The following is a 24,294-nucleotide window of genomic DNA, read 5'->3' as shown; positions in this document are numbered from 1 at the left end:
TTCTGCAAGGGGGATGACGAAATCGGCACAGTTGCAAAAAATGCTGGCGGCGAGGGTGGGGTGCTGGATAGGCTGTAGGCCTTAGCGAATAAGGGCTGTAGAGATGTGTTGGTAGTACTGGCCTCTTCGCGGGCACAGCCAGCAGAGAACCGAAGATGACCGACAATCCCTTGGCAACCCTGTACCAGTCTCTCGACCTTCACCGCCCCGCGAGCCTTGAGGCCCTGCTGGCCAGCGTTTCCCTGCTATTGCCGATCCTCGACGTCATCCCCAACGCCGCCATCTTCATCAAAGACCCGGCCGCCCGCTACGTGCTGGCCAACAACACCCTGGTCCAGCGTTGCGGCCTCAAGCGCTTGCAGCCGTTGCTCGGCAAGACCAGCGCTGAAGTCTTCCCGGCACAGCTTGGCCCCGGCTACACCGAGCAGGACCGCCGCGTACTCAAGGAAGGGCTGGTGCTGGACGACCAGCTGGAGCTGCACCTGTACGGCAGCCGCGAGCCCGGCTGGTGCCTGACCCACAAGCGCCCGCTGTACAACCAGGCGGGCGAGATCATCGGCTTGGTAGGCATTTCGGTCGACCTGCAATCAGCCGCCGACACTCACCCTGCCTACCAGCGCCTGGCCGCGGTGGACGAGCATATCCGCCAGCACTTTCACCAGCCGATCAGCATGGGCGAGCTGACCCGCATCGCTGGCATTTCCGTGGCTCAGCTGGAGCGCTACTGCAAGCGGGTATTTCACCTCACGCCCCGACAGATGATCCACAAGGCGCGCCTGGAGCACGCCCACCGCCTGCTGCATTCGGACCTGCCGATCACTGACGTGGCGATGCGCTGTGGCTACACCGACCACAGCGCCTTCAGCCGCCAGTTCAAGCAACTGACTGGTTTCACCCCGCGCCAGTACCGCCAGGCAACCAGCGATCAGGTGGCTTGAAACAGCGCCCGTGCCTCGGCAAAACACTGCTCGGCAATCGCCGAGCGCGGCTCGCTACGGCGCAGCAACAGGCCGACCGGGCTGTGGATGGCAGCGTCGGCCACCGGCAGAATGCGCAGGTGCTCGCTGAGGTCTTCGAGGCCGCAGTCCAACGGCATGATCGCGCAGCACATGCCGGTGTTGATGGCCTGTATCAGCTGGAAAGTCGAGTCGCTTTCCAGTACCGCATGCGGTTCCAGGCCACGGCTGCGCAAGCTCAGGTCCAGCGACTGTCGGTAGTGCATACCCTTGCTCAACAGGCCCAGCGGTATGTCGCTGAGCGCGTCCCAGCGCAGGGTGTCGCTGTCAAACTGGAAGTGCCGGGTGTCGTGCAGCAGGCCCATGGTGGTGGTGCCCAGTTCCAGTACTTCGAAGAAGCTGGTGTTGACCTGGTCCAGGTAGCAGATACCCAGGTCGAGCTGGTTGCGGCTCAGTCCGTCGATGACTTGCTCCGAGCTCAGCGAACTGAGCTGGAAGTGCAGTTCGGGGTATTTTTCGCGCAGCGGCAGCAGCAGGTGCATGGGGTTGAAGCTGGCCAGCGGCACTGTGCCCAGTCGCAGGCTGCCGACCACCTGGCCCCGGCAACTGGCGGCCTCGGCCTGCAGGCCGTCGTGGGCGGCGAGCAGGGTGCGGGCCCAGGCCAGAATACGCTCGCCGGCCTCGGTGAAGCCTTCGAAGCGCTGGCCGCGTTTGACCAGCACCAGGTCCAGCTCGTCCTCCAGGTTGCGCAGGCGCATGGACAGCGTCGGCTGAGTGATATGGCACAGCGCCGCCGCCTGGCCGAAGTGGCGGGTCTGGTCGAGGGCGATGAGGAACTTGAGCTGCTTGATGTCCATGAAAGTGCCTGGCGTATGGTTGTGCAGACCATAACCCACGTCTGCGATAGATGTCATTGATCGGCCGGTAAGCCATAACGATTGGACGCCCCCGCGCCACGCCTCTAGCGTGGTGACAATGCCATTCAAGGAGCTTTTACTGTGCGCGTCCAACCCGATGCGGTCTTCGTACCGCTCAACATTGCCGTGCTGACCGTCAGCGACACCCGTACCTACGACAACGATACCTCCGGCGAGCTGCTGGCCAGCCGGTCGGTCGAGATCGGCCACCGGCTGGTGGCGCGGGCGTTGCTCAAGGACGACCTGTACAAGATCCGCGCCCAGGTCGCCACCTGGATTGCCGACGAGCAGGTGCAGGTGGTGCTGATTACCGGCGGTACCGGCTTTACCGGGCGTGACAGCACACCGGAGGCGGTCGAGTGCCTGCTGGACAAGCGCATCGATGGCTTTGGCGAGCTGTTCCGGGCGCTGTCGATTCTGGATATCGGCAGTTCTACCGTGCAGAGCCGAGCGCTGGCCGGGTTGTCCAACCGCACGTTGGTGTGCTGCTTGCCGGGTTCCACCGGCGCCTGCCGTACGGCGTGGGAAGGAATACTGGCGGAGCAGCTGGATGCCCGGCACCGGCCGTGCAATTTCGTCAAACACCTGCTGCCGATCGAGGCCTGTGCCAGCCGGGGGTGAGTTTTCTCCTGTGACGGCTATCAGCTCAACACATGCTCCACCGGCAACAACGCCGGTGGCAACTGTGTCTCGCCCAACCCCGCCAACACATCCCGCTCCACCGTCCGCACCATGGCATCGGTTGGCAGGTCGTTCTCATCCCGCCCGAACGGGTCCTCCAGTTCGTTGCCAATCGCATCCAGCCCGAAGAACGTGTAGCCCACGATGGTGGTGAACAGCGGTGCCAGCCAGCCCAGCGGCTCGGCCAGGGCAAACGGCAGCAGCAGGCAGAAGATGTAGATGGTGCGGTGCAGCAACAGCGTGTAGGGGAACGGCAACGGTGTGAACTTGATCCGCTCACAGGTGGCCTGCACCTCGGTCAGGCCTACCAGCCGCTGTTCCAGCAGGCTGTAGCGCCAATCGCTGATGTGCTGTTGTTCCGCCAGCCGCGAGCAATGCTGGCCGATGTCGCGCAGGATGCCGTCGCACACGTTGTGCGGGCTGATCGTCTCTGGCCGGGCCAGCCAGGGCCGGGCGGCTGCCAGGTCGTCCTCGTTACGCAGGCGGGCATTCAGCGCATGGGCATAGCCACACAGGCTGCGCAGCAGCTCTGCGCGCAGCGCTTCGTCAGCAATCACCACGCTTTCGCGCACGAACGAGCGGGTTTCGATAATCAGCTTGCCCCAGGCCTTACGGCCCTCCCACCAGCGGTCGTAGCAGGCGTTGTTGCGAAAGCTCATGAAGATCGACAGCGACAGGCCCAGCAACGTAAACGGCGTGGCACTGACCGGGTAGAAAAACGCGGGGAAATGGCGCTCGACCAGAACTATCAGCGCGGCCAGCAGGGTCACCATCAGGCAGCGCAGGGCGATGCGCTTGACGATCGACCCCTTGAGGGTGAACAGCACACGCAGTACATCGGGGGTTGGGTGAACAATCATGGAAATCCAGAGACGGCCATTCAGCCGCCGGTCATGTTCATGAAGCGCAGGATCTGCACATCGCCACCCACTTCGAAGTGGTGGCGGTAGGGCTTGAGGTGCAGGGAGTCGCGGATGGCCTTTTCCAGGCGCTCGCGGTTGCCTGGGTGAGCACGCAGCACGTGCTTCAGGTCTACCGAGTGTTCGTTGCCCAGGCACAGCAACAGGCGGCCTTCGACCGTCAGGCGCACGCGGTTGCAGGTGGCGCAAAAGTTGTGGCTGTGCGGCGAGATGAAACCGACCCGGGTGTTGGCGGCTTCGGCCAGGCGCCAGTAGCGGGCAGGGCCCTGTGATGATTCGGTGGACTCCACCAAGGTGAACTGTTCTGCCAGGCGCTCGCGTACTTCGTCGCTGGAGCAGAACGACTCGCCGCGCTCGTGTTCGCTGATTACCCCCAGCGGCATTTCTTCGATGAAGGTGATGTCCAGCTCGCGATCGATGACAAAGCGTACCAGGTCGACCAGTTCGTGGTCGTTGCGGCCTTTGAGTACTACACAGTTGAGCTTGATGCGTTTGAAGCCGGCCTGGCGTGCGGCGTCGATACCAGCGATGACCTGGTGCAGGTCGCCGGTACGGGTCAGCTGCTTGAAGCGTTCGGTATCCAGGCTGTCGAGGCTGATGTTCAAGCGCGACAGCCCGGCGTCGAACAGTGGCTGTGCCAGGCGCCCGAGTTGCGAGCCGTTGCTGGTCATGCACAGTTCGCGCAAGCCGGGCAGGGCGGCAATCCGCCCGCACAGCTCGACGATGCCCTGGCGTACCAGCGGCTCGCCGCCGGTCAAGCGGATTTTGCGGGTGCCCAGGGCGACGAAGCGCTCGGCCACCTGGAACAGTTCTTCGAGGCTGAGGATCTGCTGGCGCGGCAAAAACTGCATGTCTTCGGCCATGCAGTACACGCAACGGAAGTCACAGCGGTCGGTGACCGACATCCGCAGGTAGTCGATTTTCCGGTTGAAGCCGTCGATCAGGGCCCGGCTGTTCTGTTCCACGTTCGCGCTCGAATGGGGTGGGTTCACTCCAAGCTATAGCCTGGCCGCAGGGCCGTCAAATTGCTTTGCCCGACTGGTTGATCGATGGTTTCTATCACGGCTGCAGGCCCGATGCCTCAAAGCTTCCACCCCATGATCGAAACCGCTTATCACGCCGTAAGATCTTTCGATTGGACGCCCCACCCCCACGCTCAATAGGCTGAATAAAAGCATCGAAGCGTGAGGATTCATCGCATGAGCCAGGACGAACACATCAGGGACTACAAAGGCGCAGCCGCCGGCTGGGGAGCGCTCAAGAGCGTGACCAAAAGCTGGCTGGGCAGCGAAAATGCCTTCAAGAACCTGCGGGCCATGCTCAAGACCAACCAGAACGGCGGCTTCGACTGCCCCGGCTGTGCCTGGGGGGAGTCGCCGGAAAGCGACATGGTCAAGTTCTGCGAAAACGGCGCCAAGGCGGTCAACTGGGAAGCCACCGGCCGCTCGGTTGACCCGGCTTTCTTCGCCAAATACAGCGTCAGCGCGCTGAAGGACCAGACTGACTATTGGCTCGAATACCAGGGCCGCCTCACGCACCCGATGCGCTACGACGCTGCCACCGACCACTATGTCGAAACTACTTGGCAGGAGGCCTTCGAGCTGGTCGCCAGACACCTGCGTGCGCTGCAGTCGCCAGACGAGGCCGAGTTCTACACGTCGGGCCGGGCCAGCAACGAGGCGGCGTTCCTCTACCAGTTGTTCGTGCGCGCTTACGGCACCAACAACTTCCCCGATTGCTCGAACATGTGCCACGAAGCCAGTGGTGCAGGCATGTCGGAAACCCTCGGGGTGGGCAAAGGCACTGTCGTGTTTCACGACCTGGAGCTGGCCGATGCGATCTTTGTCATCGGTCAGAACCCAGGCACCAACCACCCGCGCATGCTCGAACCGCTGCGTGAGGCGGTCAAGCGCGGGGCTCAGGTGGTGTGCTTCAACCCGCTGAAAGAGCGTGGCCTGGAGCGCTTCCAGCACCCGCAGCACCCGTTCGAAATGCTCAGCAACGGCTCCGAGCCGACTTCCAGCGCCTACTTCCGCCCGGCCTTGGGCGGTGACATGGCGGCCATGCGTGGCATTGCCAAATTCCTGTTGCAGTGGGAGCGCGAAGCCCAGGCCAACGGTGAGCCGGCGGTGTTCGACCATGCCTTCATCGCCGAGCACACCAGTGGCGTCGATGACTACCTGGCGGCAGTGGACGCCACCTCCTGGGCGCACATCGTCAAGCAGTCGGGCTTGACCCTGGCCGAGATCGAGCTGGCGGCCCGCATGTACCGCAAGGCAGAGCGGGTGATCATGTGCTGGGCCATGGGCGTCACCCAGCACCGCCATTCGGTGCCTACCGTGCAGGAAATCGTCAACCTGCAGTTGCTGCGCGGCAACGTCGGCAAACCCGGCGCTGGCCTGTCGCCGGTACGTGGCCACAGCAACGTGCAGGGCGACCGCACCATGGGCATCGACGAAAAGCCCAAACCGGCGCTGCTCGATGCCCTCGAAAAACGCTTCCGGTTCCGTGTGCCGCGTGCCCATGGGCACAACGCGGTGCTGGCGATCAAGGCCATGGAAGAGGGGCGGGCCAAGGTGTTCGTCGCCCTGGGCGGCAACTTTGCCCAAGCCACCCCGGACACCCCGCGCACCCACGCGGCGCTTCAGAACTGCGCGTTGACCGTGCAGATTTCCACCAAGCTCAACCGCTCGCACCTGGTCACTGGCCGCGATGCGTTGATCCTGCCCTGCCTGGGCCGGACCGAAATCGACCTGCAGGCCGAAGGGCCTCAAGGCGTGACCGTGGAAGACACCTTCAGCATGGTGCACATCTCTAACGGCCAGTTGCGCCCGCGTTCACCGCACATGCGCTCGGAGCCTTGGATCATCGCCGGTATGGCCAAGGCCACGCTGGGCAATCAGCCAATCGACTGGGAGTATGCGGTGGCTGACTACAACCGCATTCGTGACATGATTGCCGACGTGATCCCTGGTTTCACCGGCTTCAACGAACGCCTGCATAGCCCGGGCGGTTTCCACCTGGGCAACAATGCCGCCGATCGCAACTTCCGCACGGCCACGGGCAAGGCACGGTTCATGCCCCACGCGCTGCCAGAGGAGTTGATCAACGCCAAGGTGCTGGCGCGGGGTGACAAGCCCGACCTGATCCTGCAGACCCTGCGCTCGCACGACCAGTACAACACCACGCTGTATGGCCTGGACGACCGCTACCGTGGCGTGTTCGGCCTGCGTGAAGTGGTGTTCGTGAACGAGGCCGATATTCGTCGCCTGGGCTTCGAGCCGGGTGAGCATGTGGACCTGGTGTCGCTGTGGGAGGATGGCGTCGAGCGGCGGGTGTCGGGGTTCCGCCTGGTGGCGTATGACGTGCCTGAAGGGCAGGCGGCGGCGTATTACCCGGAGACCAATCCGCTGGTGCCGCTGGAGAGTTATGGCGAGGGGACCTATACACCGACGTCGAAGTTTGTGGCGATCAAGGTTGAGAAAGCCAAGGCGGGGAACCGGATTGCGGCGGTGCTGGCGGCTAACTGATTGGTTGCCTGTACCGGCCTCTTCGCGGGCTTGCCCGCGAAGAATCCATCACCGATTCAGGATCGATGCACCGGGTACGCTGTGGTGTACTTCATCTGCTCCATGGCAAAACTGGACGTAATGTTCGACAGCCCATCGGTACGGGTAATCAGCTTTTTGTAGAACCGGTCATACGCCGCAATATCCCCCACCACCACCCGCAGCATGTAATCCCAGTCGCCGGACATGCGGTAGAACTCCATCACTTCCTCGAACCCGGTCACGGTCGCGGCAAACTGCTCAAGCCAGGCGCTGTCGTGGCGCTGGGTCTTGAGCTGGACGAACACCGTCAGCCCCAGGCCAAGCCGTTCGGGGTCGAGCAGGGCGACGCGGCCAAGAATGTAGCCTTCTTCTTCCAGGCGCTTGACCCGCTTCCAGCAGGGCGTGGTGGACAGGTTGACGGCCTCGGCCAGGTCCTTGAGCGATATCGAGGCATCGCGCTGAAGCAGGGTAAGAATGTGCTGGTCGAAACTGTCCATATCGCGCGCGGGCCGTGAAGAAAATTTTTCACAGATTACCCCAAGGCCAGAACATTTGGGTTGTGCGATAGTTGCAGCCTTAACTCTGCCAATGGGCCTGACCATGTCCGACAAGCCGCGCAATTTCGCCACCCGTACCATTCACGCCGGCGAGCAGTTCAGCGTCGCTGAAAACGCCATTTTTCCAGCCATCGTCACCGCCAGCTCGTTCACCAAACGCAGCCTGGATGACAAACCGGAATACTCCTACAGCCGCGTTGGCAACCCCACCCGGCATGCCTACGAAACCTGTGTCGCCGCGCTGGAAGAGGGCGTGGGCGCGGTTGCCTGTGCCTCGGGCGTGAACGCTACCGCGACGGTGCTGGAGCTGCTGCCCAAGGATGCCCATGTCGTGGTGATGAACGGCGTGTACGGCGGCACTTTCCGTATTCTGGAAGACTACCGCAGCCGCACCTCGGGCCTGACTACCACCTATGTCGACCTCAACGACCTGGAGGCCGTGGCTGCCGCCATCAAGCCGGAAACCCAGCTGATCTGGATCGAATCGCCGACCAACCCGCTGCTGCACCTGGTCGACATCAAGGCCGTGTGCGACCTGGCCAAGGCCCGGGGCATCCTCACCTGCATCGACAATACCTTCTGCTCGCCGTGGAACCAACGCCCGATCACCTTGGGCGTGGACCTGGTGATGCACTCGGCCAGCAAGTACATCGGTGGCCACTCCGACCTCACCGGTGGTGTGGTGGTGGCGGCCAACGATGCACTGCTGGCGCGCCTTCGCCGCATCAGCATGGCAATTGGCGCGGTGCAGGGGCCGTTCGACTGCTACCTGGCCCTGCGTGGCCTGAAAACTCTGGATGTGCGCATGGAGCGCCAGTGTGGCAATGCCCTGCAGGTGGCGCGCTTCCTCGAAAACCATCCGCAGATCGAGCAGGTGTATTACCCGGGGCTGGAAAGCCACCCGCAACACGAATTGTGCAAACGCCAGATGCGCAGTGGCGGGGCGGTGGTGGCCATGAAGGTCAAGGGCGACCGCGCCGCGCTCAACCGCTTGGTGGAAGCGTTGCAGATCTTTGTGCTGGCCGACTCGCTGGGTGGGGTGGAGAGCATGATCAACCACTCGTGGACCATGTCGCACTGCTCGCTGAGCCCGGAGCAGAAAGGGGTGATGGGGATCAGCGAGAACCTGCTGCGGCTTTCGATGGGGATCGAGGATTACCGTGATCTGATCGAGGATCTGGATGGCGCCTTGAAAGCTTCGGCAGCTGTGTAAGGGTTGCTGGCCCCTTCGCGGGTGAACTCGCGAAGGGGCCAGTGAATTCAATACATTTCCATCAGGATTTCGGCGGATGAATGATCCGTTCGATCTTGTCCTTGATCAGCAACCGTTCCTTGCGCAGGCGGTTGACGGCGTCGTCGTTGGTGCCGTTGACTTCGGCGGCGACCACCTCCTTGTCCTTGGCGTTGTATTCCTTGTGCAGTGAGTGCAGCGTCTGGTCCTTGTCAATGAGCGCCTGGAATGCATCGGCGGTAACGTGCAGGTCAGCGAGCAGATCATGCGGAACTGGCATTTCTTCACCTCTGTCAGGGTTGTCGGTAAGGTCCTGACCTCTGAGGATAGCCGCCTTTGCGCAGGCCGGTGATGTCGGCCAGCCTGAATGGCAGCTGAATGAAGCGCCGTAAATCACCGAAAGACGCGTCCTCACGAAATTGTTACCAACTTTTTCACAAAAAATTGATGACGCGCTTTCTAGAGTTCGCCCAACTTTCCCACGGTGCCAGCCGGCCTGGGGGTTGATAATCACTCTTGATTGCGAACGCTAATGCTCAACTTCAAATCCCTGCGGACTGAATGGGTCACGCTGCTGGCTAGCCTTTACCTGCTGATTGGCTTGAACATGTTCCTCTGGGAGCACCTGCAAGAGGTGGTGCCTACCGGCCTGTCCGGGCTGTGGCTGAGCCTGGCGTTTGCCGTGCTGATGTTGTTCGCTTTCAATCTCATCCTCACGTTGTTTGCCTTCCGATATGTATTGAAGCCGATACTTATCCTGTTGTTCATGAGTGGCGCGGGTGTGGCTTACTTCATGAATCAATACGGCGTACTTATAGATGCGGGTATGTTCCGCAACATTGCAGAAACCAACGTAACCGAAGTACGCGACCTGCTTTCGCTGAAGTTTGGCTTGTATATTCTGGGCTTGGGCGTGGCGCCTTCGGTGCTGTTGTGGAAGGCGCCCATTGCCTACCGTCCCTGGCACCGCGAGCTGCTGGGCAAGCTGGTAGTCAGTGGCGCCTGCGTGGTAGCCCTGGGCTCGGTGGCGCTGGTCAACTATCAAGGGTTGTCCTCGCTGTTTCGCAACCACCACGAATTGCGCCTGATGCTGACCCCCAGCAATATCGTCGGTGCTTCCATTGGCTATGTCAGCGAACGCGTCGGTACGGCATCGCGTCCTTTCCAGCACTATGGCGAAGATGCCAAGCGTGATGTCGCCTGGCAGAAGCATGAGCGCAAGTCGTTGACCGTGCTGGTGGTGGGTGAAAGTGCGCGGGCCGACCACTTTGGCGTGTTGGGCTATGACCGCGATACCACCCCGAACCTGGCCAAGGAGCAGGGCCTGGTGGCGTTTTCCGATGTGCATTCGTGCGGTACGGAAACGGCTGTCTCGGTGCCGTGCATGTTCTCGGGTATGGCCCGCAAGGAATACGATGCCCGCGTGGCCAAGAACCGCGAAGGGCTGCTGGATATCCTCCAGCGGGCCGGCCTGGCCGTGCAGTGGCGCGACAACCAGTCGGGCTGCAAAGGTACCTGCGACCGTGTGCAGTTCATCGATGTCAGCAACCTCAACGACCCGCAGCTGTGCGCCAATGGCGAATGCCATGACCAGATCCTGCTGCAAGGGCTGGACGCGCTGATCGACAACCTCGACAAGGACACCGTGCTGGTGCTGCACCAGATGGGCAGCCACGGCCCGGAATATTTCAAGCGCTACCCAAGTGACAGTGAGCGCTTCACGCCGGTGTGCCAGAGCAACGCGCTGAACCAGTGCAGCGAGCAAGACATCATCAACGGTTACGACAACACCCTGGCTTACACCGACAAAGTGCTGGCGTCGCTGATCGACACCCTGCGCAGCAAACAGGACAAGGTCGACACCGCGATGATTTACCTGTCCGACCATGGCGAGTCGCTGGGTGAGTACAACCTGTTCCTGCACGGCACGCCTTACGCCATCGCCCCGGAACAGCAGAAGCACGTGCCATTGCTGACCTGGTTCTCCGACAGCTACAAAGAGGATTTCGGTATCGACACCGACTGCCTGGCCAAGCTCAGCGATGCGCCGCTGTCGCAGGACAACCTGTTCCACTCCATGCTCGGCCTGTTGCAGGTGCGTACCGAGGTGTATCAGCAGTCGCTGGACATGTTTGCCAGCTGCCGTCCGTGGTTGGCGGCCAAACGCTGACCCACACAACACCACCACTTATCGATATCAAGGATGGCCCGGGTTTCACCAGCAGTGCCCGCGCCGTATATACTGCGCGCCAATGTTAGTGGGAGAGCCTTGTGGCCATCGAAATTCACTGGATCCGTGACGACCAGAGCCTGGCCGAACACTGCCGCGACTGGCACCAACTGCCTTTTGTCGCTGTCGACACCGAGTTCATGCGGGTTGACACCTTCTACCCGAAAGCCGGGCTGATCCAGATCGGCGACGGCCAGCGTGCCTATCTGATCGACCCGTTGCTGATCGGTAACTGGCAACCCTTGGCCGACTTGCTCGAAGACAGCGGTGTGGTCAAGGTGCTGCACGCCTGCAGCGAAGACCTCGAAGTGCTGTTGCGCCTGACCGGCAAGCTGCCGCAGCCGCTGTTCGACACTCAGCTGGCAGCCGGCTACCTGAACCTGGGCTTCTCCATGGGCTATTCGCGCCTGGTGCAGGAGGTGCTGGGTATCGAGCTGCCCAAGGGCGAAACCCGCTCCGACTGGCTGCAGCGCCCGCTCTCCGACACGCAGGTCAGCTATGCCGCCGAAGATGCCGTGCACCTGGCCGAGCTGTTCACCGCCTTGCGCCCGCGCCTGAGCGACGACAAGTACGCCTGGGTGCTGGAAGACGGCGCCGAGCTGGTGGCTGCGTTGCGCCGTGAGGTCGAGCCCGAGACCCTGTACCGCGACGTCAAGCTGGCCTGGAAGCTGGCCCCTCAGCAACTGGCGGTGTTGCGAGAGCTGTGCGCCTGGCGCGAGCGTGAAGCCCGTAGCCGCGATGTACCGCGCAACCGCATCCTCAAGGAGCACTCGCTGTGGCCCATGGCCAAGAGCCAGCCGAACAACCTGTCGGCGCTGGCCAGGATCGACGAGATGCACCCGCGCACCATTCGTCAGGACGGTGAGTGCCTGATCAAGCTGATCCAGCGCGCCGCCAGCCTGCCTGCCGAGCAGTGGCCCGCGCCTTTGCCCGAGCCGCTGCCGATCGAGGCCGCCGGCATCCTCAAGCAGCTGCGTGCCATCGGCCAGGCCGAAGGCGAGCGCCTGGGGATCGCCCCCGAGCTGATGCTGCGCAAGAAAGCCCTGGAAGCGCTGCTCAAGAGCGGCTACCCCAATGGCCCTTATCAACTGCCCGATTCGCTGCGCGGCTGGCGCCGTGAGCGTATGGGCCAGGCCCTGCTGGACAGCCTTGCAGGTGCCGGAGAGACCCGATGAAACGCATTTGCTCGATCTACAAGAGCCCCCGCAAGAACGAAATGTACCTGTATGTGCTCAAGGCCGAGGGCCTGGAGCGCGTGCCGGAAGGTCTGCTGCCATTCTTCGGCACCCCTGTGCATGCCTTCGACCTGGTGCTCACCCCGGAGCGCAAGCTGGCCCGCGAGGACATCGCCAAGGTGCTGGAGAACCTCGACAACCAAGGCTACCACCTGCAGATGCCGCCGGCGGAAGACGAGTACATCGAGCACCTGCCTGAAGAGCTGCTGCGCCGAAACGACCCGGTCTGACCATGCGCGTACTGATTGCTGAGCATGATCATGCTCGTTACGCCGCGCTTTTGCGTGAAGCCGCGCCTGATCTGGAAGTACTGACCAGCGGTGATTCCGCCGAACTGGCCCGCCTGGCACCACAGTGCAAGGTGTGGCTGGGCCAGCCGGACCTGCTGGCGAGCTTGCTGCGCCAAGGCCACAAGCCGGACTGGGTGCAGTCGACCTGGGCGGGTATCACGCCGTTGCTGGCCGATGGCTTGCCGCGTGACTATCGCCTGACCCGCGCAGTAGGCATCTTTGGCCAGGTGATGGCCGAGTACATGCTTACCTACATGCTCGGCCACGAACGCGAGGTGCTGTCGCGCCTGGTCAGCCAGGTGGAGCGGCGCTGGGACGCTCGCCCAGGACGTACGCTGGAAGGGCGCAAGGTGCTGATCGTGGGCACCGGCGATATTGGCCAGCGCGTGGCCGAGTTCCTGCAGCCGTTTGGTGTGGTGTTGTATGGGGTTGCCAGCAGTGCCCGGGAGCAGGCACCGTTCGTCGAGGTGGCGGCACTGGCCGACTTGCCGCGCATTGTTGGCCAGGTCGACTACGTGCTCAACCTGTTGCCGGATACCCCGGCGACCCATGACCTGTATGACGCGGCGCTGTTCAAGTGCTTCCAGCCGAGCACGCTGTTCATCAATGCCGGGCGAGGCGCGGCGGTGGTGGATGCGGACCTGGTCGAGGCGCTGAAGGAAGGGCATCTGGCCGGTGCAGTGATCGATGTGTGCCGCCAGGAACCACTGCCTAAACAGCACCCGTTCTGGACCGCCTGGGGCTTGCTGCTGACCGGACACAGCTCGGCACCTACCTCGCCGGCGGCGATGGTGCGGCTGTTTGTCGAGAATATGCAGGCGTATGAAGCGGGGCAGGGGTTGCGGGGTGAAGTGGATTTTGCCCGGGGCTATTGATTTGTAGTGCCTGTACTGGCCTTTTCGCGGGCATGCTCGCGAAAAGGCCAGTAAGGCCATCACAGGGCTTACAGGCTGAAATCACCCTCGGCAGCCAGCTCGCTCAATGGTTTGCGCGGGCTCGGCACTTCACGTGCCTGCAACGCCTCATCCAGGCTGGCCTTGTCACCCAGTTTGCCGATCGCCACCATGGCATGCAGCACATAACCTTCAGGAACCTTCAGCTCCTGACGCGCCAGGTCCTGGTCGAAGCCGGCCATGCCATGGGTGTGCCAGCCGCTGATGCTGGCCTGCAGGGCCAGGTGCCCCCAGGCGGAACCGGTGTCGAAGGTATGCCACAGCGCCGGCTTTTCCTCCGTGGCGCCCGGGGCGGCGAAGGTGGTCTTGGAAATGATCAGCACCAGCGCCGAGGCCTGTTGTGCCCAGCTGCGGTTGAACGGCACCAACAGGTTCAGGTAACGCTCCCAGTTTGGCGTGTCGCGGCGGGCATACAGGAAGCGCCAAGGCTGCGAGTTGTACGCCGACGGAGCCCAACGGGCGGCTTCCAGGAAGCTCAGCAGGGTCTCTTCGCTGATCGGCTCGGCGGTGAAAGCACGCGGCGACCAGCGGTTGATGAACTGCTCGTTGATGGCGTAATCGGCAATGCGAGGGTTGGCACTCATGACAGCTCCTGCAAAAGGACGGGAAACCCGCACGCTACTGCGTCCCGTCGCGACTGACAAGCGGTCTGGCTTTGCGCAAGGTCAGGCTCTAGACTGGCGCCGCCGCGCGCCGTGGCCTATCGATGAATGCAGGAAACCGTGTGATGATCGCTGAAAACGCGCCGTTCTGGCGGCGCAAGACCCTCGAACAACTCAGCCCACAAGAGTGGGAGTCGCTGTGCGACGGCTGCGGCCTGTGCTGCCTGCAAAAGCTTGAGGACGAGGACGACAACAGCGTCTATTACACGCGCATCGCCTGCAAGCTGCTGGACTTGCACACCTGCCAGTGCAGCGACTACCCCAACCGCTTTGCCCACGTGCCGGACTGCATCCAGCTCACTCCGGGCAAGGCCGACCAGTTCAAGTGGCTGCCGAGTACCTGCGGTTACCGCCTTGTCAGCGAGGGCAAGGACTTGCCAGCCTGGCACCACCTGGTCTGCGGCGACCGCCAGCAAGTCCATGAACAGCGCATTTCCCAGTCGGGGCGTATGCTCAGTGAACACGATGTGCACGAAGACGACTGGGAAGACCACCTGATCTTCCGCGCCAGCTGACCGGCGCGGCCCGCTGCCACGGGGAAACAAGGAGTTTCTGTATGCGTTGCCAGCTGTTGCTGTTGTTGGGCCTGATGGCCAGTTCGCCGGCCTGGGCGAAAAAGGTCGACCTCGACTACCAGGTGCGTTTGTTGCCGGCCAGTGGCCAGGCTGAAGTCCGCCTCACATTGGCCGAAGGCAGCGCCGTGCGCAGCCTGGACTTCGACCTGGGCAAGGCCGGGGCCTACAGCGGCTTCCAGGCTGATGGCCAATGGCAACTGCAGGGGCAGCGCGGTGTGTGGCAGCCGGCGGCCGGCAAGACCAGTCTCACCTACCGCGTGCAGTTGGACCAGAAGCTCGCCAGCGGTGCCTATTCTTCGCGTGTTACCCCGCACTGGGCGTTGTTCCTCGGTGACCAGCTGGTGCCGCCCGCGCGCCTTGATCAGCAGGATGGCACCGAGCTGGTGGCACGCCTGGCGTTCGACCTGCCCGAGGGCTGGAAGAGTATCGAGACCTCCTGGCCGCGCATCGGCAAGGACAAGTTCCGCATCGACAACGTTTCGCGCCTGTTCGACCGCCCCACTGGCTGGATGCTGGCTGGCGATCTTGGCAGCCGCCGTGCTCGCCTTGGCGATACCGAGGTCACCGTGGCCGCACCGGTGGGGCAGGGTATGCGGCGTATGGACAGCCTGACCCTGCTGACGTTCATATGGCCGCAGTTGCAGGCGGTGTTCCCGCGCAATCCGCCGAAGCTGCTGCTGGTTGGTGCCCGTGACGGCATGTGGCGTGGTGCAATGGCGGCACAGGGTTCGCTGTACCTGCACAGCGCCCGGCCGATGGTAAGCGAGAACGGCAGCAGCCCGTTGCTGCGCGAAGTGGTTCAGTTGTTTGCGCAGATCCATGGGCGTGACGGCAGTGACTGGCTGGTGGAAAGCCTGACCGACTACTACGCCAGCGAGTTGCTGCGCCGCTCGGGCGGGGTGAGCGATGACCGTTACCAGGCCTGGCAGGCACGCCTGAGCAAGCAGGGCGCCAAGGTCACCCGGCTCAAGGGCGTGCGCGCAAGCCCGGCTCAGGTGGCGCGCGGGGTGATGCTGTTGCAGGCACTGGACAAGGAAATCCGTATCCATACCCAGGCCAAGCGTTCGCTGGACGATGTGGTACGCGGGTTGATGCGTCTGCCCGGCGTGAGCACCGAAGACTTCGTGCAAATCAGCGAGAACGTGCTGGGTCGCAAGTCAGAGGTGTTGCAGAGCAAGGCGTTGCGCTAGATATCTGCATCGCCTGTACCGGCCTCTGCGCGGGCAGTGCAGAAATCAACGTCCAGCCAACGGATCCTGCCCAGTCACCGACACCCCTCTGGTCGCGGCCTTGGCACTGGCCTTCAACGCCTCCAGCTCCGCCGCGCTGCGTTCTATGTCCGAACGCAACCGGTGATATTCCTGCCGATGCCGCTGCCACCACGCCTTGGTCGAGCAATGCCCGCTGACCCCGCGTGCCACCGCAACGCCTCCCACCACCATTTGCAGCAAACCAATCAGGCCGCCATGGCGCAGCCCCTTGCTGAACATCAACGCGCCACCGGCCAGCGAGCCGACCCGTTCCAGGCCATGGACATTGTGCTGCGACGACGTCGCGTTATGGATATCAAGCATGGCAAGGCCTCCTTGTGAAGTGTAAGCAGCTGACCCTTTCACCCTCGCCAGGGTTCAGTCGGTGCGCCCGGCGACATCCCGTGTCGTGCAGAAGGCTCATCCACGCTGGGTTTCGATCCAGAAGAGCAAGACCGGTGCTGTTCTGACGGAGTTCGGCACCTGGCCGCCCTGCTATTGCAGTGGCGGCCTTTTTATTACTTGAACTTCGGCCCCGAGCGGGTATTCAGCCCCTTGGCCATGCGGTCGTACAACACCACATTCACCGTCGCCGCCAGGTTCATGCAACCTTCGGTCGGTATGTAGATGGTCTCTTCACACCAGCCCCGCACATCCTCGCTCAACGAGCCGTCCTCTGGCCCGAAGATGTAGATGGCACGGTCCGGGTGGGTGTATTCCGGCAATGGCCGCGCACCTTCCACCAGCTCCACCGCCACCGGCGTGCAGCCTAGCGGGATGATGCGTTGCAGGTCGTCGATGCCGATCAGCGGAATGTCGTAATGCACGCGCTTGGTGTCGGTGACGAAGTCACGCGCGCGTTCGTAGCGTTTGCCGGTGTAGAACACCGAATTGACGCCGTAGCAGCCCGCCGCGCGCATCACCGAGCCGACGTTTTCTGGCGACTTGGGGTTGAACAGGCCGATGCAGCTGTATCGTTTGTTTGCCACGTACCGGGGCCCTTCGCGAAAAAAGCGCGATTATACGGGCTGCCCGGTAGCAGCGGGGGGGCGAATCGATGGTCAGTCTTTCTTCAACATGCCCGCCAGCCCGGCGAACGGGTTGTGGGTGGCCTTGGCGATGCTCGGGGTGCTGGTGGAGCCTTCGCTGAAGTACTGCTGGTCGGTGTAGCGCGAGTGCTCGTTGTCGTGGCAGTACAGGCACAGCAGTTCCCAGTTGGAGCCGTCCTGCGGGTTGTTGTCGTGGTTGTGGTCGCGGTGGTGTACGGTCAGCTCGCTCAGGCGCTTGCCTGAGAACTCGCGGGCGCAGCGGCCGCACACGTGCGGGTACATTCTCAGGGCCTTGTCGCGGTAGCCCATTTCCTTGTCACGCTTGGCATCGGCCAGGATGCGGTCGAGGCGCGCGGTGGCGGCGGCGGAAGAGGTGGAGCTCATGGTGTTTCCTTTGTTCTGATCAGGCAAATGACGGTTATGTCATTGAGTCTAGCGCGCTAGCAGGGCGGGCGGACAGGCGAAAGCTTTGATTTAGGCGTAGCCTGTAGGAAGGTTCCCGACAGGAGGTTGCTGATGGTTCACGCGATCCTCACCGTGCTGTTGTTGGTTGGCTTGCCGCTGGCCGAAGCGGCAAGCACGCCACCCCGGTTGACGACGCCTGTGCCTGGTGCACCGGGTACGCCGACGCCCACGCCATACCCGCAGGTTACCCCGAGTACGCCGCCCAAGGCTTATGACAGCCAGCCGGGGGCGCCGCTGTTGCCGCCCATGCCGGTGCCGGGGCCACCGAAGGATCAGCCGTTGCCGGGGTTGCGGCCGGAGCCGCCGAAGCCGGCGGTGCAGGATGATTAGGGCTATACGGCTTTAGTTTTTTGGCGCCTGTGAGATCGAGCGCCGCGCCGGCGGCGCTCGGTTTCACAGGCGCAGAAAACCTGTCGGCGAACCCTCCAAACCTCACATCATACCCAGCTCGCCAAACACGAACGCATATTCCAGCGCCACATCCTTGAGCCCCTGGTACCGGCCGCTCATGCCCCCATGGCCAGCACCCATCTCGGTCTTGAGCAGCAGCAGGTTGCTGTCGGTCTTGCGGGTACGCAACCGCGCCACCCATTTGGCCGCTTCCCAGTACTGCACGCGGCTGTCGTTGTAACCCGCCACCACCAGCATCGCCGGGTAGGCCTGGGCTTTCACGTTCTCATACGGCGCATACGCCTTGATCCGCTCATACACCTCGGGCTCTTCAGGGTTGCCCCATTCGTCGTACTCGGTCACGGTCAGCGGCAGCTCGGGGTCGAGCATGGTGTTGAGCACGTCGACGAACGGCACTTCGGCAATTGCACAGCGGAACAGCTCGGGGCGCAGGTTGAGCACCGCGCCCATCAGCAGGCCACCGGCGCTGCCGCCACTGATGGCCAGGCGGTCAGATGAGGTGACGCCTTCGGCAATCAGGTGCTGCGCACAGGCGATGAAGTCGCTGAAGGTGTTGTGTTTGTGCTCCTGCTTGCCGGCGCGGTACCAGGCCTCACCCAGTTCACCGCCGCCACGCACATGGGCGATGGCAAAGGCCACGCCGCGCTCCAGCAGGCTCAGACGTGCATGGGAGAACCACGGGTCGAGGCTTTCGCCGTAGGCACCATAACCGTACAGGTAGAGCGGCACGGTCTTGCCCAGGTCCTGGCGGCGACGCACCAGGCTGATCGGCACCCGGGTGCCGTCTGCTGCGCTTGCCCACAGGCGCTCACTCACATAGTCATCGGCATTGAACGCACCCAGTACAGGGGTTTGCTTGAGCACGGCCTGGGCGCCTGTGGCCAGCTCCAGCTGGCGCACCTGGGCTGGGCGGTTGAGTGCCTCGTAGCGCAGGCGTATGCGGGTGCTGGCGAACTCCAGGCTGTCCTGCACGTACAGGCTGTAGGCCGCGTCTGGGAGTTCGACGCGATAGGCCGGCAGAGCCTGCGGGCGTACTTCGATGATCGGCAGGCCGCCTTCGCGCAGGCTCAGGGTCAGGGCGCTGGCGTTCAGGCTGAGGCCTTCGAGCATGATCGTGTCGCGGTGTGCCACCAGCACCTGCCATTGCTCACGGCTTGGTACGGGCGTGGCCGGTGCGTGGTACAGGGCAAAGTTGATGCCGTCCTGGTTGGTGCGGATAAACCAGCGCCATTCGCCATCGAGCTGACCGTGGTCGGGGAAGTACTCGTGGCCTTCGACACGCGGGGCCAGGCAGGTAAACGGCGCCTGTGGAGTTTCGGCGTCCAGTACCCAGGCTTCGCTGGTGGTTTTGCTGTTCAGCAGCAGCACCAGCTGGCGCTCGGAGCTGGTGCGGTAGCAGTGCAGGAAAAAGCGCCCGTCGGGCTCTTCGAACACGGTCTGGGCACCGTCGTTGCCCAGGGTGTGGCGGCGCAGGCGCCATGGCCGGTGGGTGTCATCCAGTTCGGCGAAGAACAGCGTCTGGCTGTCGTTGGCCCAGGTCAGGCTGCCGTCGCAGTCGTCGAAGGGCAGGGCAGTGACGTTGCCGTTGGCCAGGTCTTTGACGTACAGGGTGTAGATTTCGTCGCCGCTGGTGTCGAGGCTGTAGGCCAGCAGGCGGTGGTCGGGGCTGACGTTGAAGGCGCCCAGCGACAGGAAACCACCCTTGGCCAGGGCGTTGGGGTCGAGCAGCAGTTGCTCCTGGCTTTCATCGACCGTATTGGCGTCGTCGGCCGGACGAGGGCAGCGGTAATGGCGTGGGTATTCGTCGCCAGCGGTGGTGCGGGTGTAATAGAGGTAAGGGCCCCAGGGAGACGGCAGCGACAGGTCGGTTTCCTGGATGCGGCCCTTGATTTCTTCGAACAGTTGCTCGCGCAAGGGGGCCTGGTCAGCCAGGCAGGCTTCCTGGTAGGCGTTTTCGGCTTGCAGGTAGGCGAGCACCTCGGGCGTGTCGCGCTGTTGCAGCCAGGCGTACGGGTCGGTGGTGTTGTCGGCGTGGGCGATGGGCGGCTGGGGCTTGTTGGGCATTGGTGATCTCTTGGCTAGGGACAGGCAAACACTGTCTGCGCCCGGAAAAGTGTTTATCATAGGCGTCTCTTTGCCTGGCTTGCACGAACACCATGACCGAGAACGACTACACCTTCGCCTGGGGCCTGTACGCTGTGGCCGCTTTGGGCTGCCTGCTGGTGGGCTTCAAGCTCACCGGCTGGATGTGGCGCTGGCTGCGCGAACCGCTGCGGGTGGTGCTGGCGGTGCTGTTGCTGACCCCGACCGTGGTCGACCCGGTAAAGGACAGCTTCGCCCCGGCCATCGCCATCACGGCCCTGGATGTCGCGTTCAAGGTCGGCAACAACGCCTGGCGTGCGGTGTCCGACTTCGCCATGTACGGCATGATCGCCTTCGGCCTGTATTTCCTCTTCGTGTTGCTGCGCTGGCCACTGGAAAAGCGCGCCCGCGAGCGCCGTGCGCAAGCCGAGGCTGCTGCCCATCGCCAGGCGACCGAAGATGACCAGCTCTCCGCCCAGGCGCCCTTGGCTGCCGATCGCGGTGACCGTTACCGCGACGACCCACGCCCTGCCGCACCGCGCGGCAATGGCCGGGTCGAGCCCCGTCTGTAAGCGCAGGAGACACGCCTATGTGCGAACTGCTGGGCATGAGTGCCAACGTCCCCACCGATATCGTTTTCAGCTTCACCGGTCTGATGCAGCGCGGCGGGCGTACTGGCCCGCACCGTGACGGCTGGGGCATCGGCTTTTACGAAGGCCGTGGTCTGCGCCTGTTCCAGGACCCGGCAGCTAGCAGCGAATCGGAGGTGGCCAACCTGGTGCAGCGCTATCCGATCAAGAGCGAGGTGGTGATCGGCCACATCCGCCAGGCCAACGTCGGCCGGGTGTGCTTGTCCAACACCCACCCGTTCGTGCGGGAAATGTGGGGCCGCAACTGGTGCTTCGCGCACAACGGCCAGCTGGGCGACTTCAAAGGCCTGGCCAGTTTCTACCGGCCGGTCGGCGACACCGACAGCGAAGCGGCCTTCTGCGACCTGCTCAACCGCATCCGCAGTGCGTTCCCCGAGCCGGTGCCGGTGGAACAGCTGCTGCCGGTGCTGGTCGAAGCCTGTGCCGGCTACCGTGGCCAGGGCGTGTTCAACTGCATGCTCAGTGACGGCGACTGGCTGTTCTGCTTCTGCTCGACCAAGCTGGTACACATTACCCGACGTGCGCCTTTTGGTGCCGCGCGGTTGAAGGATGTCGACCTGATCGTCGATTTCCATACCGAAACCACCCCCAACGACGTGGTCACGGTGATCGCCACCGAGGCCCTGACCGAAAATGAGACCTGGCAGCGCTACGAGCCGGGTCAGTGGGCCCTGTGGCGGCACGGCGAGTGCGTGGCGCACGGCCAGAGCTAAGGACGCTGCATGTTCAGAAGTTACCTGCGGTTGCTGCTGTTCACCTTCGGCCTGCTGGCCGGTATTCAGGTCCCGGGGCTGGTCAAGGACTACAGCCAGCGGGTCGAGGCGCACCTGTTCGAATCGCGCGAGGCGCTGGATGGCTTCCGGCAAACGGCCGAGCGTTTTTTCAAGGGCGACTTGCAGGCGCTGCTGCAGCATTACCGCAGCAGTGACGACCCGGTGTTCAACAGTGATGCCAACAGCATCGAAAGCCTGATGATCCGCAACGAACTGCTGGAAAACGAATGGCAAGCGTTGCAAGGGCCGTGGGCGCAGCGTACCTGGCATGTGCTGGTGCAGGCTGATCCGCAGTTGCGGGAAGAAACGCTGAATGGCTACAGCTACCAGATTCTGTTGGTCCCCGAGGCGGTCGGCTGGGGGGTAGGGGCCGGGTTTGTGCTGGCCTTTGTGGTTGAGAGCCTGTTGCTGGGGATTGGCTGGGTGATCCTGGGCGGGCGGCGTGGCGCGGTGAAAGAGAGCTGGCGCTGACGTTCGCCTCGATCTCACAGGCTCGGAAAACCTAACGGCGAACAGCTACGAAGCTAGCACAATCCGCTGCCCACCCACATCTCGGGCATACAGCTCCAGTACCTGCCGGCAAACCCCGACCACTTCATCCACCAGCGCCACCCCGGTCTGCCAGGCCACCACCAGCTCCAGGCTGGGCGGGGGTTGTAGCCCTTCCAGCAACACCAACTCACCCCGGCCCAACTCGGCATCCACCAACGCTGGCGGCAACGCGCCAATACCAAACCCATCGCGTAACAGCCGGGTAATCGCCGCCACCGAGTTCACGCAGTTCAGCCGCGGTGCCTCAGCCCCCGCAGCTTGCAGCAAGCTCAGCACCTCCTGGTGTGGCCGCGAATTTTTCGAAAAGGTGATGATGCGCTCGCGCCCAAGCTCGGCCAGCGACGCATAGTCCCGGTGCTGGTGCGAGCCTGCGGCCACTACCCAGCCCATCGGGTAACGCGCCAGGTCCAGGCTGCGGATCGACTGCTCGCGCAGGAGGTCGGTCTGCAGGATCACGTCCAGAAAACCCTTCTGCAGCTGCTCGCGCAGGTTTAGCGCAGTGTCGGCCACCAGTTCGATTTCCACCTGTGGGTAGCGCTCGGTCAGCTCCGCCACCAGTGCGCTCATCCAGGTGTGGATCACGGTGTCCATCACCCCGATACGAATGCGCCCAACCTTGGCCCGGTCGCTGTCCAGCGACTGTTTCATGGCCTTGGCGGTTTCCAGCATGCGTTCGGCATATTCCAGCACCTTGCCGCCTTCCGGCGTCAGGCTGACCCCGCGTGAGTCGCGCAGCAACAGCTTCACGCCAAGGTCTGCCTCCAGCGCGGCAATGCGGCTGGACACCGAGGCTTGAGTGGTGAACAGCTTTTCTGCGGTCAGGCGGAAGCTTTTGAGCCGGGCGACCCAGACGAAGGTTTCGAGGAAGCGAAGGTTCATGATCAGTTTTTCTTGTTCCAGACCGGCGGTTTTTCTCGTTGGACGCAGGCGGCGTGGCCTCTGAACAATGGTGCCCAGGCCGCGACGCTTTATGTCGCCCATAAAACAATACCAACAAGCCGAGGCATCCATGAACCCCACCGGCGTGCAGCAGCAGGTCAGTTCCCCACCTTCGTCCGGGCCTTTCGCCTGGTACCGCGATATCGACAAACAGCAACGGCGCACGTTCTGGAGCTGCAAGATCGGCTACGGCCTGGACGGCATGGACACGCAGATGCTCAGCTTCGTCATCCCTACGCTGATCATGCTGTGGGGCATCACCACCACCGAAGCCGGGTTGATCCACACCAGCACGTTGATCGCCTCGGCCGTAGGCGGCTGGGTCGCCGGCATCCTCTCCGACCGCATCGGCCGGGTGCGTACCCTGCAACTGACGGTGCTGTGGTTCGCCTTTTTCACCTTCCTGTGCGGTTTTGCCCAGAACTACGAACAGTTGCTGATCGCCCGGACGCTGATGGGCTTTGGCTTCGGCGGTGAATGGACTGCTGGCGCGGTATTGATCGGCGAGGTCATCCGCGCCCAGGACCGTGGCAAGGCGGTGGGCATGGTGCAATCCGGCTGGGCCATCGGTTGGGGCCTTACGGCGATTCTCTACGCGCTGCTGTTCTCCTGGCTGCCGCCAGAGCAGGCCTGGCGTGCGCTGTTCCTGCTGGGGCTGGTACCCGCTGTCTTCGTGATCTTCGTCCGTCGCCTGGTCAAGGACCCTGAGGTGTACCGCGAGGCCAAGGCGGTGGAAAACGCCGAGGCACCTTCGCATTTCTACGAAATCTTCGCCCCGGGCATGCTCTGGACCACTGTACGTGCGTCCTTGCTGACCACCGGCGCACTGGGCGGCTACTACGCCATCACTTCGTGGCTGCCGACCTTCCTCAAGAACGAGCGCGGCCTGAGCGTGCTGGGCACAGGTGGCTACCTGGCCATGGTGATCGTCGGCTCCTACGTGGGCTATGTGGTCAGCGCTTACCTGTCCGACCTGCTGGGGCGCAAGAAGAACTTCATCCTGTTCGCCGTGGGCTCGTTCGTCATCGTGCTGCTGTACACGCAAATGCCGGTCAGCGATGGCGTGATGCTGTGGCTGGGCTTCCCGCTGGGCTTCTTCGCTTCGGGCATCTTCAGCGGCATGGGGGCGTTCCTCACCGAACTGTTCCCTACGCGCATTCGCGGTTCGGGGCAGGGCTTTTGCTACAACATCGGCAAGGTCGTTGCGGCACTGTTCCCGTTGCTGATCGGCATGCTTGGCCAAAATGTGCCGCTGGGCTTGGGTATCGGTGTGTTCTCTGCTGTGTCCTACGGGATTGTCATCGTGGCCGCCTTGAGCCTGCCGGAAACCTGCGGCAAACAGCTCAAGGCGCGGTAAGGTAGGGC

General features: G+C 63.1%; 26 protein-coding genes. 15 read left to right on the top strand and 11 right to left on the bottom strand.

All coding sequences use genetic code 11. The annotated features are described in order from the left end of the window. Positions 1 to 155 precede the first annotated feature (155 nt). On the top strand, positions 156 to 938 hold the full coding sequence (locus tag B9A31_RS12110; protein ID WP_025753902.1) for an AraC family transcriptional regulator: 783 nt from the start codon (positions 156 to 158) through the stop codon (positions 936 to 938). Here B9A31_RS12110 and B9A31_RS12105 read toward each other — a convergent pair. Beyond that, positions 926 to 1,813: a LysR family transcriptional regulator gene (locus B9A31_RS12105; RefSeq protein WP_019098491.1), complete on the bottom strand. Its 888-nt coding sequence runs from the start codon at positions 1,811 to 1,813 to the stop codon at positions 926 to 928. The genes B9A31_RS12110 and B9A31_RS12105 overlap by 13 nt on opposite strands. A gap of 141 nt (positions 1,814 to 1,954) precedes the next feature. On the opposite strand from B9A31_RS12105, the gene moaB reads away from it, so the two are divergent. After that, the gene (gene moaB / locus B9A31_RS12100; RefSeq protein WP_012273701.1) at positions 1,955 to 2,494 is read left to right on the top strand and encodes a molybdenum cofactor biosynthesis protein B; all 540 of its coding nucleotides are present in this window, start codon (positions 1,955 to 1,957) and stop codon (positions 2,492 to 2,494) included. 20 nt (positions 2,495 to 2,514) lie between these two features. Here the strand turns inward: moaB and B9A31_RS12095 are convergent, their stop codons facing one another. Continuing rightward, a complete protein-coding gene (locus tag B9A31_RS12095; RefSeq protein ID WP_019098492.1) occupies positions 2,515 to 3,414 on the bottom strand; it encodes a bestrophin family protein in 900 nt (299 codons plus the stop codon). Between the two features lie 20 nt (positions 3,415 to 3,434). Then, on the bottom strand, positions 3,435 to 4,439 hold the full coding sequence (gene moaA, locus B9A31_RS12090; protein WP_084297014.1) for a GTP 3',8-cyclase MoaA: 1,005 nt from the start codon (positions 4,437 to 4,439) through the stop codon (positions 3,435 to 3,437). A gap of 234 nt (positions 4,440 to 4,673) precedes the next feature. On the opposite strand from moaA, the gene B9A31_RS12085 reads away from it, so the two are divergent. After that, entirely contained in the window at positions 4,674 to 7,004 is a 2,331-nt protein-coding gene (locus tag B9A31_RS12085) for an FdhF/YdeP family oxidoreductase (protein ID WP_019098494.1), read from the top strand. A 56-nt stretch (positions 7,005 to 7,060) separates the two neighbouring features. Here the strand turns inward: B9A31_RS12085 and B9A31_RS12080 are convergent, their stop codons facing one another. Further along, positions 7,061 to 7,522, bottom strand: a complete 462-nt coding sequence (locus tag B9A31_RS12080; RefSeq protein ID WP_016498365.1) for an Lrp/AsnC family transcriptional regulator — start codon at positions 7,520 to 7,522, stop codon at positions 7,061 to 7,063. Between the two features lie 91 nt (positions 7,523 to 7,613). Here B9A31_RS12080 and B9A31_RS12075 point away from each other — a divergent pair, with 91 nt between their 5' ends. After that, a complete protein-coding gene (locus tag B9A31_RS12075; protein ID WP_025753901.1) occupies positions 7,614 to 8,795 on the top strand; it encodes a trans-sulfuration enzyme family protein in 1,182 nt (393 codons plus the stop codon). Between the two features lie 61 nt (positions 8,796 to 8,856). Here the strand turns inward: B9A31_RS12075 and B9A31_RS12070 are convergent, their stop codons facing one another. Continuing rightward, positions 8,857 to 9,093 carry a YdcH family protein gene (locus B9A31_RS12070; protein WP_019098495.1) on the bottom strand — a complete coding sequence of 79 codons (237 nt, stop codon included), beginning with the start codon at positions 9,091 to 9,093 and terminating at the stop codon, positions 8,857 to 8,859. Positions 9,094 to 9,345: 252 nt separating this feature from the next. On the opposite strand from B9A31_RS12070, the gene B9A31_RS12065 reads away from it, so the two are divergent. The 4 genes from B9A31_RS12065 to B9A31_RS12050 all read left to right on the top strand — a co-directional run bounded on the left by B9A31_RS12065 (position 9,346) and on the right by B9A31_RS12050 (position 13,443). Further along, a complete protein-coding gene (locus tag B9A31_RS12065) occupies positions 9,346 to 10,983 on the top strand; it encodes a phosphoethanolamine transferase (RefSeq protein WP_084297013.1) in 1,638 nt (545 codons plus the stop codon). A gap of 101 nt (positions 10,984 to 11,084) precedes the next feature. Beyond that, on the top strand, positions 11,085 to 12,218 hold the full coding sequence (gene rnd / locus B9A31_RS12060) for a ribonuclease D (RefSeq protein WP_019098497.1): 1,134 nt from the start codon (positions 11,085 to 11,087) through the stop codon (positions 12,216 to 12,218). Continuing rightward, entirely contained in the window at positions 12,215 to 12,508 is a 294-nt protein-coding gene (locus tag B9A31_RS12055) for a YcgL domain-containing protein (protein ID WP_016711947.1), read from the top strand. Before rnd ends, B9A31_RS12055 begins: the two co-directional genes overlap by 4 nt. Positions 12,509 to 12,510: 2 nt before the next feature. Further along, positions 12,511 to 13,443: a D-2-hydroxyacid dehydrogenase gene (locus tag B9A31_RS12050; RefSeq protein WP_019098498.1), complete on the top strand. Its 933-nt coding sequence runs from the start codon at positions 12,511 to 12,513 to the stop codon at positions 13,441 to 13,443. A 68-nt stretch (positions 13,444 to 13,511) separates the two neighbouring features. Here the strand turns inward: B9A31_RS12050 and B9A31_RS12045 are convergent, their stop codons facing one another. Continuing rightward, a complete protein-coding gene (locus B9A31_RS12045) occupies positions 13,512 to 14,105 on the bottom strand; it encodes a nitroreductase family protein (RefSeq protein WP_016711945.1) in 594 nt (197 codons plus the stop codon). 143 nt (positions 14,106 to 14,248) lie between these two features. Between B9A31_RS12045 and B9A31_RS12040 the strand changes: the two genes are divergently transcribed. Further along, positions 14,249 to 14,698: a YcgN family cysteine cluster protein gene (locus B9A31_RS12040; protein WP_025753897.1), complete on the top strand. Its 450-nt coding sequence runs from the start codon at positions 14,249 to 14,251 to the stop codon at positions 14,696 to 14,698. Between the two features lie 41 nt (positions 14,699 to 14,739). Continuing rightward, positions 14,740 to 15,948 carry a hypothetical protein gene (locus B9A31_RS12035; RefSeq protein ID WP_084297012.1) on the top strand — a complete coding sequence of 403 codons (1,209 nt, stop codon included), beginning with the start codon at positions 14,740 to 14,742 and terminating at the stop codon, positions 15,946 to 15,948. A 45-nt stretch (positions 15,949 to 15,993) separates the two neighbouring features. Here B9A31_RS12035 and B9A31_RS12030 read toward each other — a convergent pair whose 3' ends face one another. The 3 genes from B9A31_RS12030 to B9A31_RS12020 all read right to left on the bottom strand — a co-directional run bounded on the left by B9A31_RS12030 (position 15,994) and on the right by B9A31_RS12020 (position 17,441). Further along, complete coding sequence (locus tag B9A31_RS12030; RefSeq protein WP_019098501.1) at positions 15,994 to 16,332, bottom strand: YgaP-like transmembrane domain; 339 nt, start codon at positions 16,330 to 16,332, stop codon at positions 15,994 to 15,996. Between the two features lie 194 nt (positions 16,333 to 16,526). Then, on the bottom strand, positions 16,527 to 16,997 hold the full coding sequence (locus B9A31_RS12025) for an RNA methyltransferase (RefSeq protein ID WP_016711941.1): 471 nt from the start codon (positions 16,995 to 16,997) through the stop codon (positions 16,527 to 16,529). A 72-nt stretch (positions 16,998 to 17,069) separates the two neighbouring features. Next, positions 17,070 to 17,441, bottom strand: a complete 372-nt coding sequence (locus B9A31_RS12020) for a YajD family HNH nuclease (protein WP_016711940.1) — start codon at positions 17,439 to 17,441, stop codon at positions 17,070 to 17,072. Positions 17,442 to 17,573: 132 nt separating this feature from the next. Between B9A31_RS12020 and B9A31_RS12015 the strand changes: the two genes are divergently transcribed. Next, positions 17,574 to 17,852 carry a hypothetical protein gene (locus B9A31_RS12015; protein ID WP_019098502.1) on the top strand — a complete coding sequence of 93 codons (279 nt, stop codon included), beginning with the start codon at positions 17,574 to 17,576 and terminating at the stop codon, positions 17,850 to 17,852. A gap of 102 nt (positions 17,853 to 17,954) precedes the next feature. Here the strand turns inward: B9A31_RS12015 and B9A31_RS12010 are convergent, their stop codons facing one another. After that, positions 17,955 to 19,997 (bottom strand): S9 family peptidase, encoded by a 2,043-nt coding sequence (locus B9A31_RS12010; RefSeq protein WP_084297011.1) that lies wholly within the window; start codon positions 19,995 to 19,997, stop codon positions 17,955 to 17,957. Positions 19,998 to 20,089: 92 nt separating this feature from the next. Here B9A31_RS12010 and B9A31_RS12005 point away from each other — a divergent pair, with 92 nt between their 5' ends. Genes B9A31_RS12005 through B9A31_RS11995 form a run of 3 tightly spaced genes read left to right on the top strand, consistent with a single transcriptional unit; the run spans position 20,090 to position 21,909 of the window. Next, the gene (locus B9A31_RS12005; RefSeq protein WP_025753895.1) at positions 20,090 to 20,587 is read left to right on the top strand and encodes a hypothetical protein; all 498 of its coding nucleotides are present in this window, start codon (positions 20,090 to 20,092) and stop codon (positions 20,585 to 20,587) included. 17 nt (positions 20,588 to 20,604) lie between these two features. Next, entirely contained in the window at positions 20,605 to 21,378 is a 774-nt protein-coding gene (locus tag B9A31_RS12000) for a class II glutamine amidotransferase (protein ID WP_016711936.1), read from the top strand. A gap of 9 nt (positions 21,379 to 21,387) precedes the next feature. Then, on the top strand, positions 21,388 to 21,909 hold the full coding sequence (locus tag B9A31_RS11995; RefSeq protein WP_025753894.1) for a DUF2937 family protein: 522 nt from the start codon (positions 21,388 to 21,390) through the stop codon (positions 21,907 to 21,909). 45 nt (positions 21,910 to 21,954) lie between these two features. On the opposite strand, the gene B9A31_RS11990 is transcribed toward B9A31_RS11995, so the two are convergent. Beyond that, on the bottom strand, positions 21,955 to 22,869 hold the full coding sequence (locus tag B9A31_RS11990; RefSeq protein WP_016711934.1) for a LysR family transcriptional regulator: 915 nt from the start codon (positions 22,867 to 22,869) through the stop codon (positions 21,955 to 21,957). A 130-nt stretch (positions 22,870 to 22,999) separates the two neighbouring features. On the opposite strand from B9A31_RS11990, the gene B9A31_RS11985 reads away from it, so the two are divergent. Beyond that, positions 23,000 to 24,286: an MFS transporter gene (locus B9A31_RS11985; protein WP_019098505.1), complete on the top strand. Its 1,287-nt coding sequence runs from the start codon at positions 23,000 to 23,002 to the stop codon at positions 24,284 to 24,286. Positions 24,287 to 24,294: the final 8 nt, after the last annotated feature.

It is taken from the genome of Pseudomonas sp. URIL14HWK12:I5 (genome assembly GCF_900176445.1).
Classification (GTDB): Bacteria; Pseudomonadota; Gammaproteobacteria; order Pseudomonadales; family Pseudomonadaceae; genus Aquipseudomonas; species Aquipseudomonas monteilii.
This window is presented reverse-complemented; position numbering and strand designations above follow the sequence as displayed.

Coding starts and splice junctions, on each gene's coding strand:
- B9A31_RS12110 (WP_025753902.1), top strand. CDS start 156: ATGACCGACAATCCCTTGGCAACCCTGTACCAGTCTCTCGACCTTCAC.
- B9A31_RS12105 (WP_019098491.1), bottom strand. CDS start 1,813: ATGGACATCAAGCAGCTCAAGTTCCTCATCGCCCTCGACCAGACCCGC.
- B9A31_RS12040 (WP_025753897.1), top strand. CDS start 14,249: ATGATCGCTGAAAACGCGCCGTTCTGGCGGCGCAAGACCCTCGAACAA.
- B9A31_RS12035 (WP_084297012.1), top strand. CDS start 14,740: ATGCGTTGCCAGCTGTTGCTGTTGTTGGGCCTGATGGCCAGTTCGCCG.
- B9A31_RS12005 (WP_025753895.1), top strand. CDS start 20,090: ATGACCGAGAACGACTACACCTTCGCCTGGGGCCTGTACGCTGTGGCC.
- B9A31_RS12085 (WP_019098494.1), top strand. CDS start 4,674: ATGAGCCAGGACGAACACATCAGGGACTACAAAGGCGCAGCCGCCGGC.
- B9A31_RS12055 (WP_016711947.1), top strand. CDS start 12,215: ATGAAACGCATTTGCTCGATCTACAAGAGCCCCCGCAAGAACGAAATG.
- B9A31_RS12015 (WP_019098502.1), top strand. CDS start 17,574: ATGGTTCACGCGATCCTCACCGTGCTGTTGTTGGTTGGCTTGCCGCTG.
- B9A31_RS12045 (WP_016711945.1), bottom strand. CDS start 14,105: ATGAGTGCCAACCCTCGCATTGCCGATTACGCCATCAACGAGCAGTTC.
- B9A31_RS12030 (WP_019098501.1), bottom strand. CDS start 16,332: ATGCTTGATATCCATAACGCGACGTCGTCGCAGCACAATGTCCATGGC.
- B9A31_RS11985 (WP_019098505.1), top strand. CDS start 23,000: ATGAACCCCACCGGCGTGCAGCAGCAGGTCAGTTCCCCACCTTCGTCC.
- B9A31_RS12080 (WP_016498365.1), bottom strand. CDS start 7,522: ATGGACAGTTTCGACCAGCACATTCTTACCCTGCTTCAGCGCGATGCC.
- B9A31_RS11990 (WP_016711934.1), bottom strand. CDS start 22,869: ATGAACCTTCGCTTCCTCGAAACCTTCGTCTGGGTCGCCCGGCTCAAA.
- B9A31_RS12065 (WP_084297013.1), top strand. CDS start 9,346: ATGCTCAACTTCAAATCCCTGCGGACTGAATGGGTCACGCTGCTGGCT.
- B9A31_RS12020 (WP_016711940.1), bottom strand. CDS start 17,441: ATGAGCTCCACCTCTTCCGCCGCCGCCACCGCGCGCCTCGACCGCATC.
- B9A31_RS12095 (WP_019098492.1), bottom strand. CDS start 3,414: ATGATTGTTCACCCAACCCCCGATGTACTGCGTGTGCTGTTCACCCTC.
- B9A31_RS12070 (WP_019098495.1), bottom strand. CDS start 9,093: ATGCCAGTTCCGCATGATCTGCTCGCTGACCTGCACGTTACCGCCGAT.
- B9A31_RS12050 (WP_019098498.1), top strand. CDS start 12,511: ATGCGCGTACTGATTGCTGAGCATGATCATGCTCGTTACGCCGCGCTT.
- B9A31_RS12000 (WP_016711936.1), top strand. CDS start 20,605: ATGTGCGAACTGCTGGGCATGAGTGCCAACGTCCCCACCGATATCGTT.
- B9A31_RS11995 (WP_025753894.1), top strand. CDS start 21,388: ATGTTCAGAAGTTACCTGCGGTTGCTGCTGTTCACCTTCGGCCTGCTG.
- B9A31_RS12075 (WP_025753901.1), top strand. CDS start 7,614: ATGGGCCTGACCATGTCCGACAAGCCGCGCAATTTCGCCACCCGTACC.
- B9A31_RS12010 (WP_084297011.1), bottom strand. CDS start 19,997: ATGCCCAACAAGCCCCAGCCGCCCATCGCCCACGCCGACAACACCACC.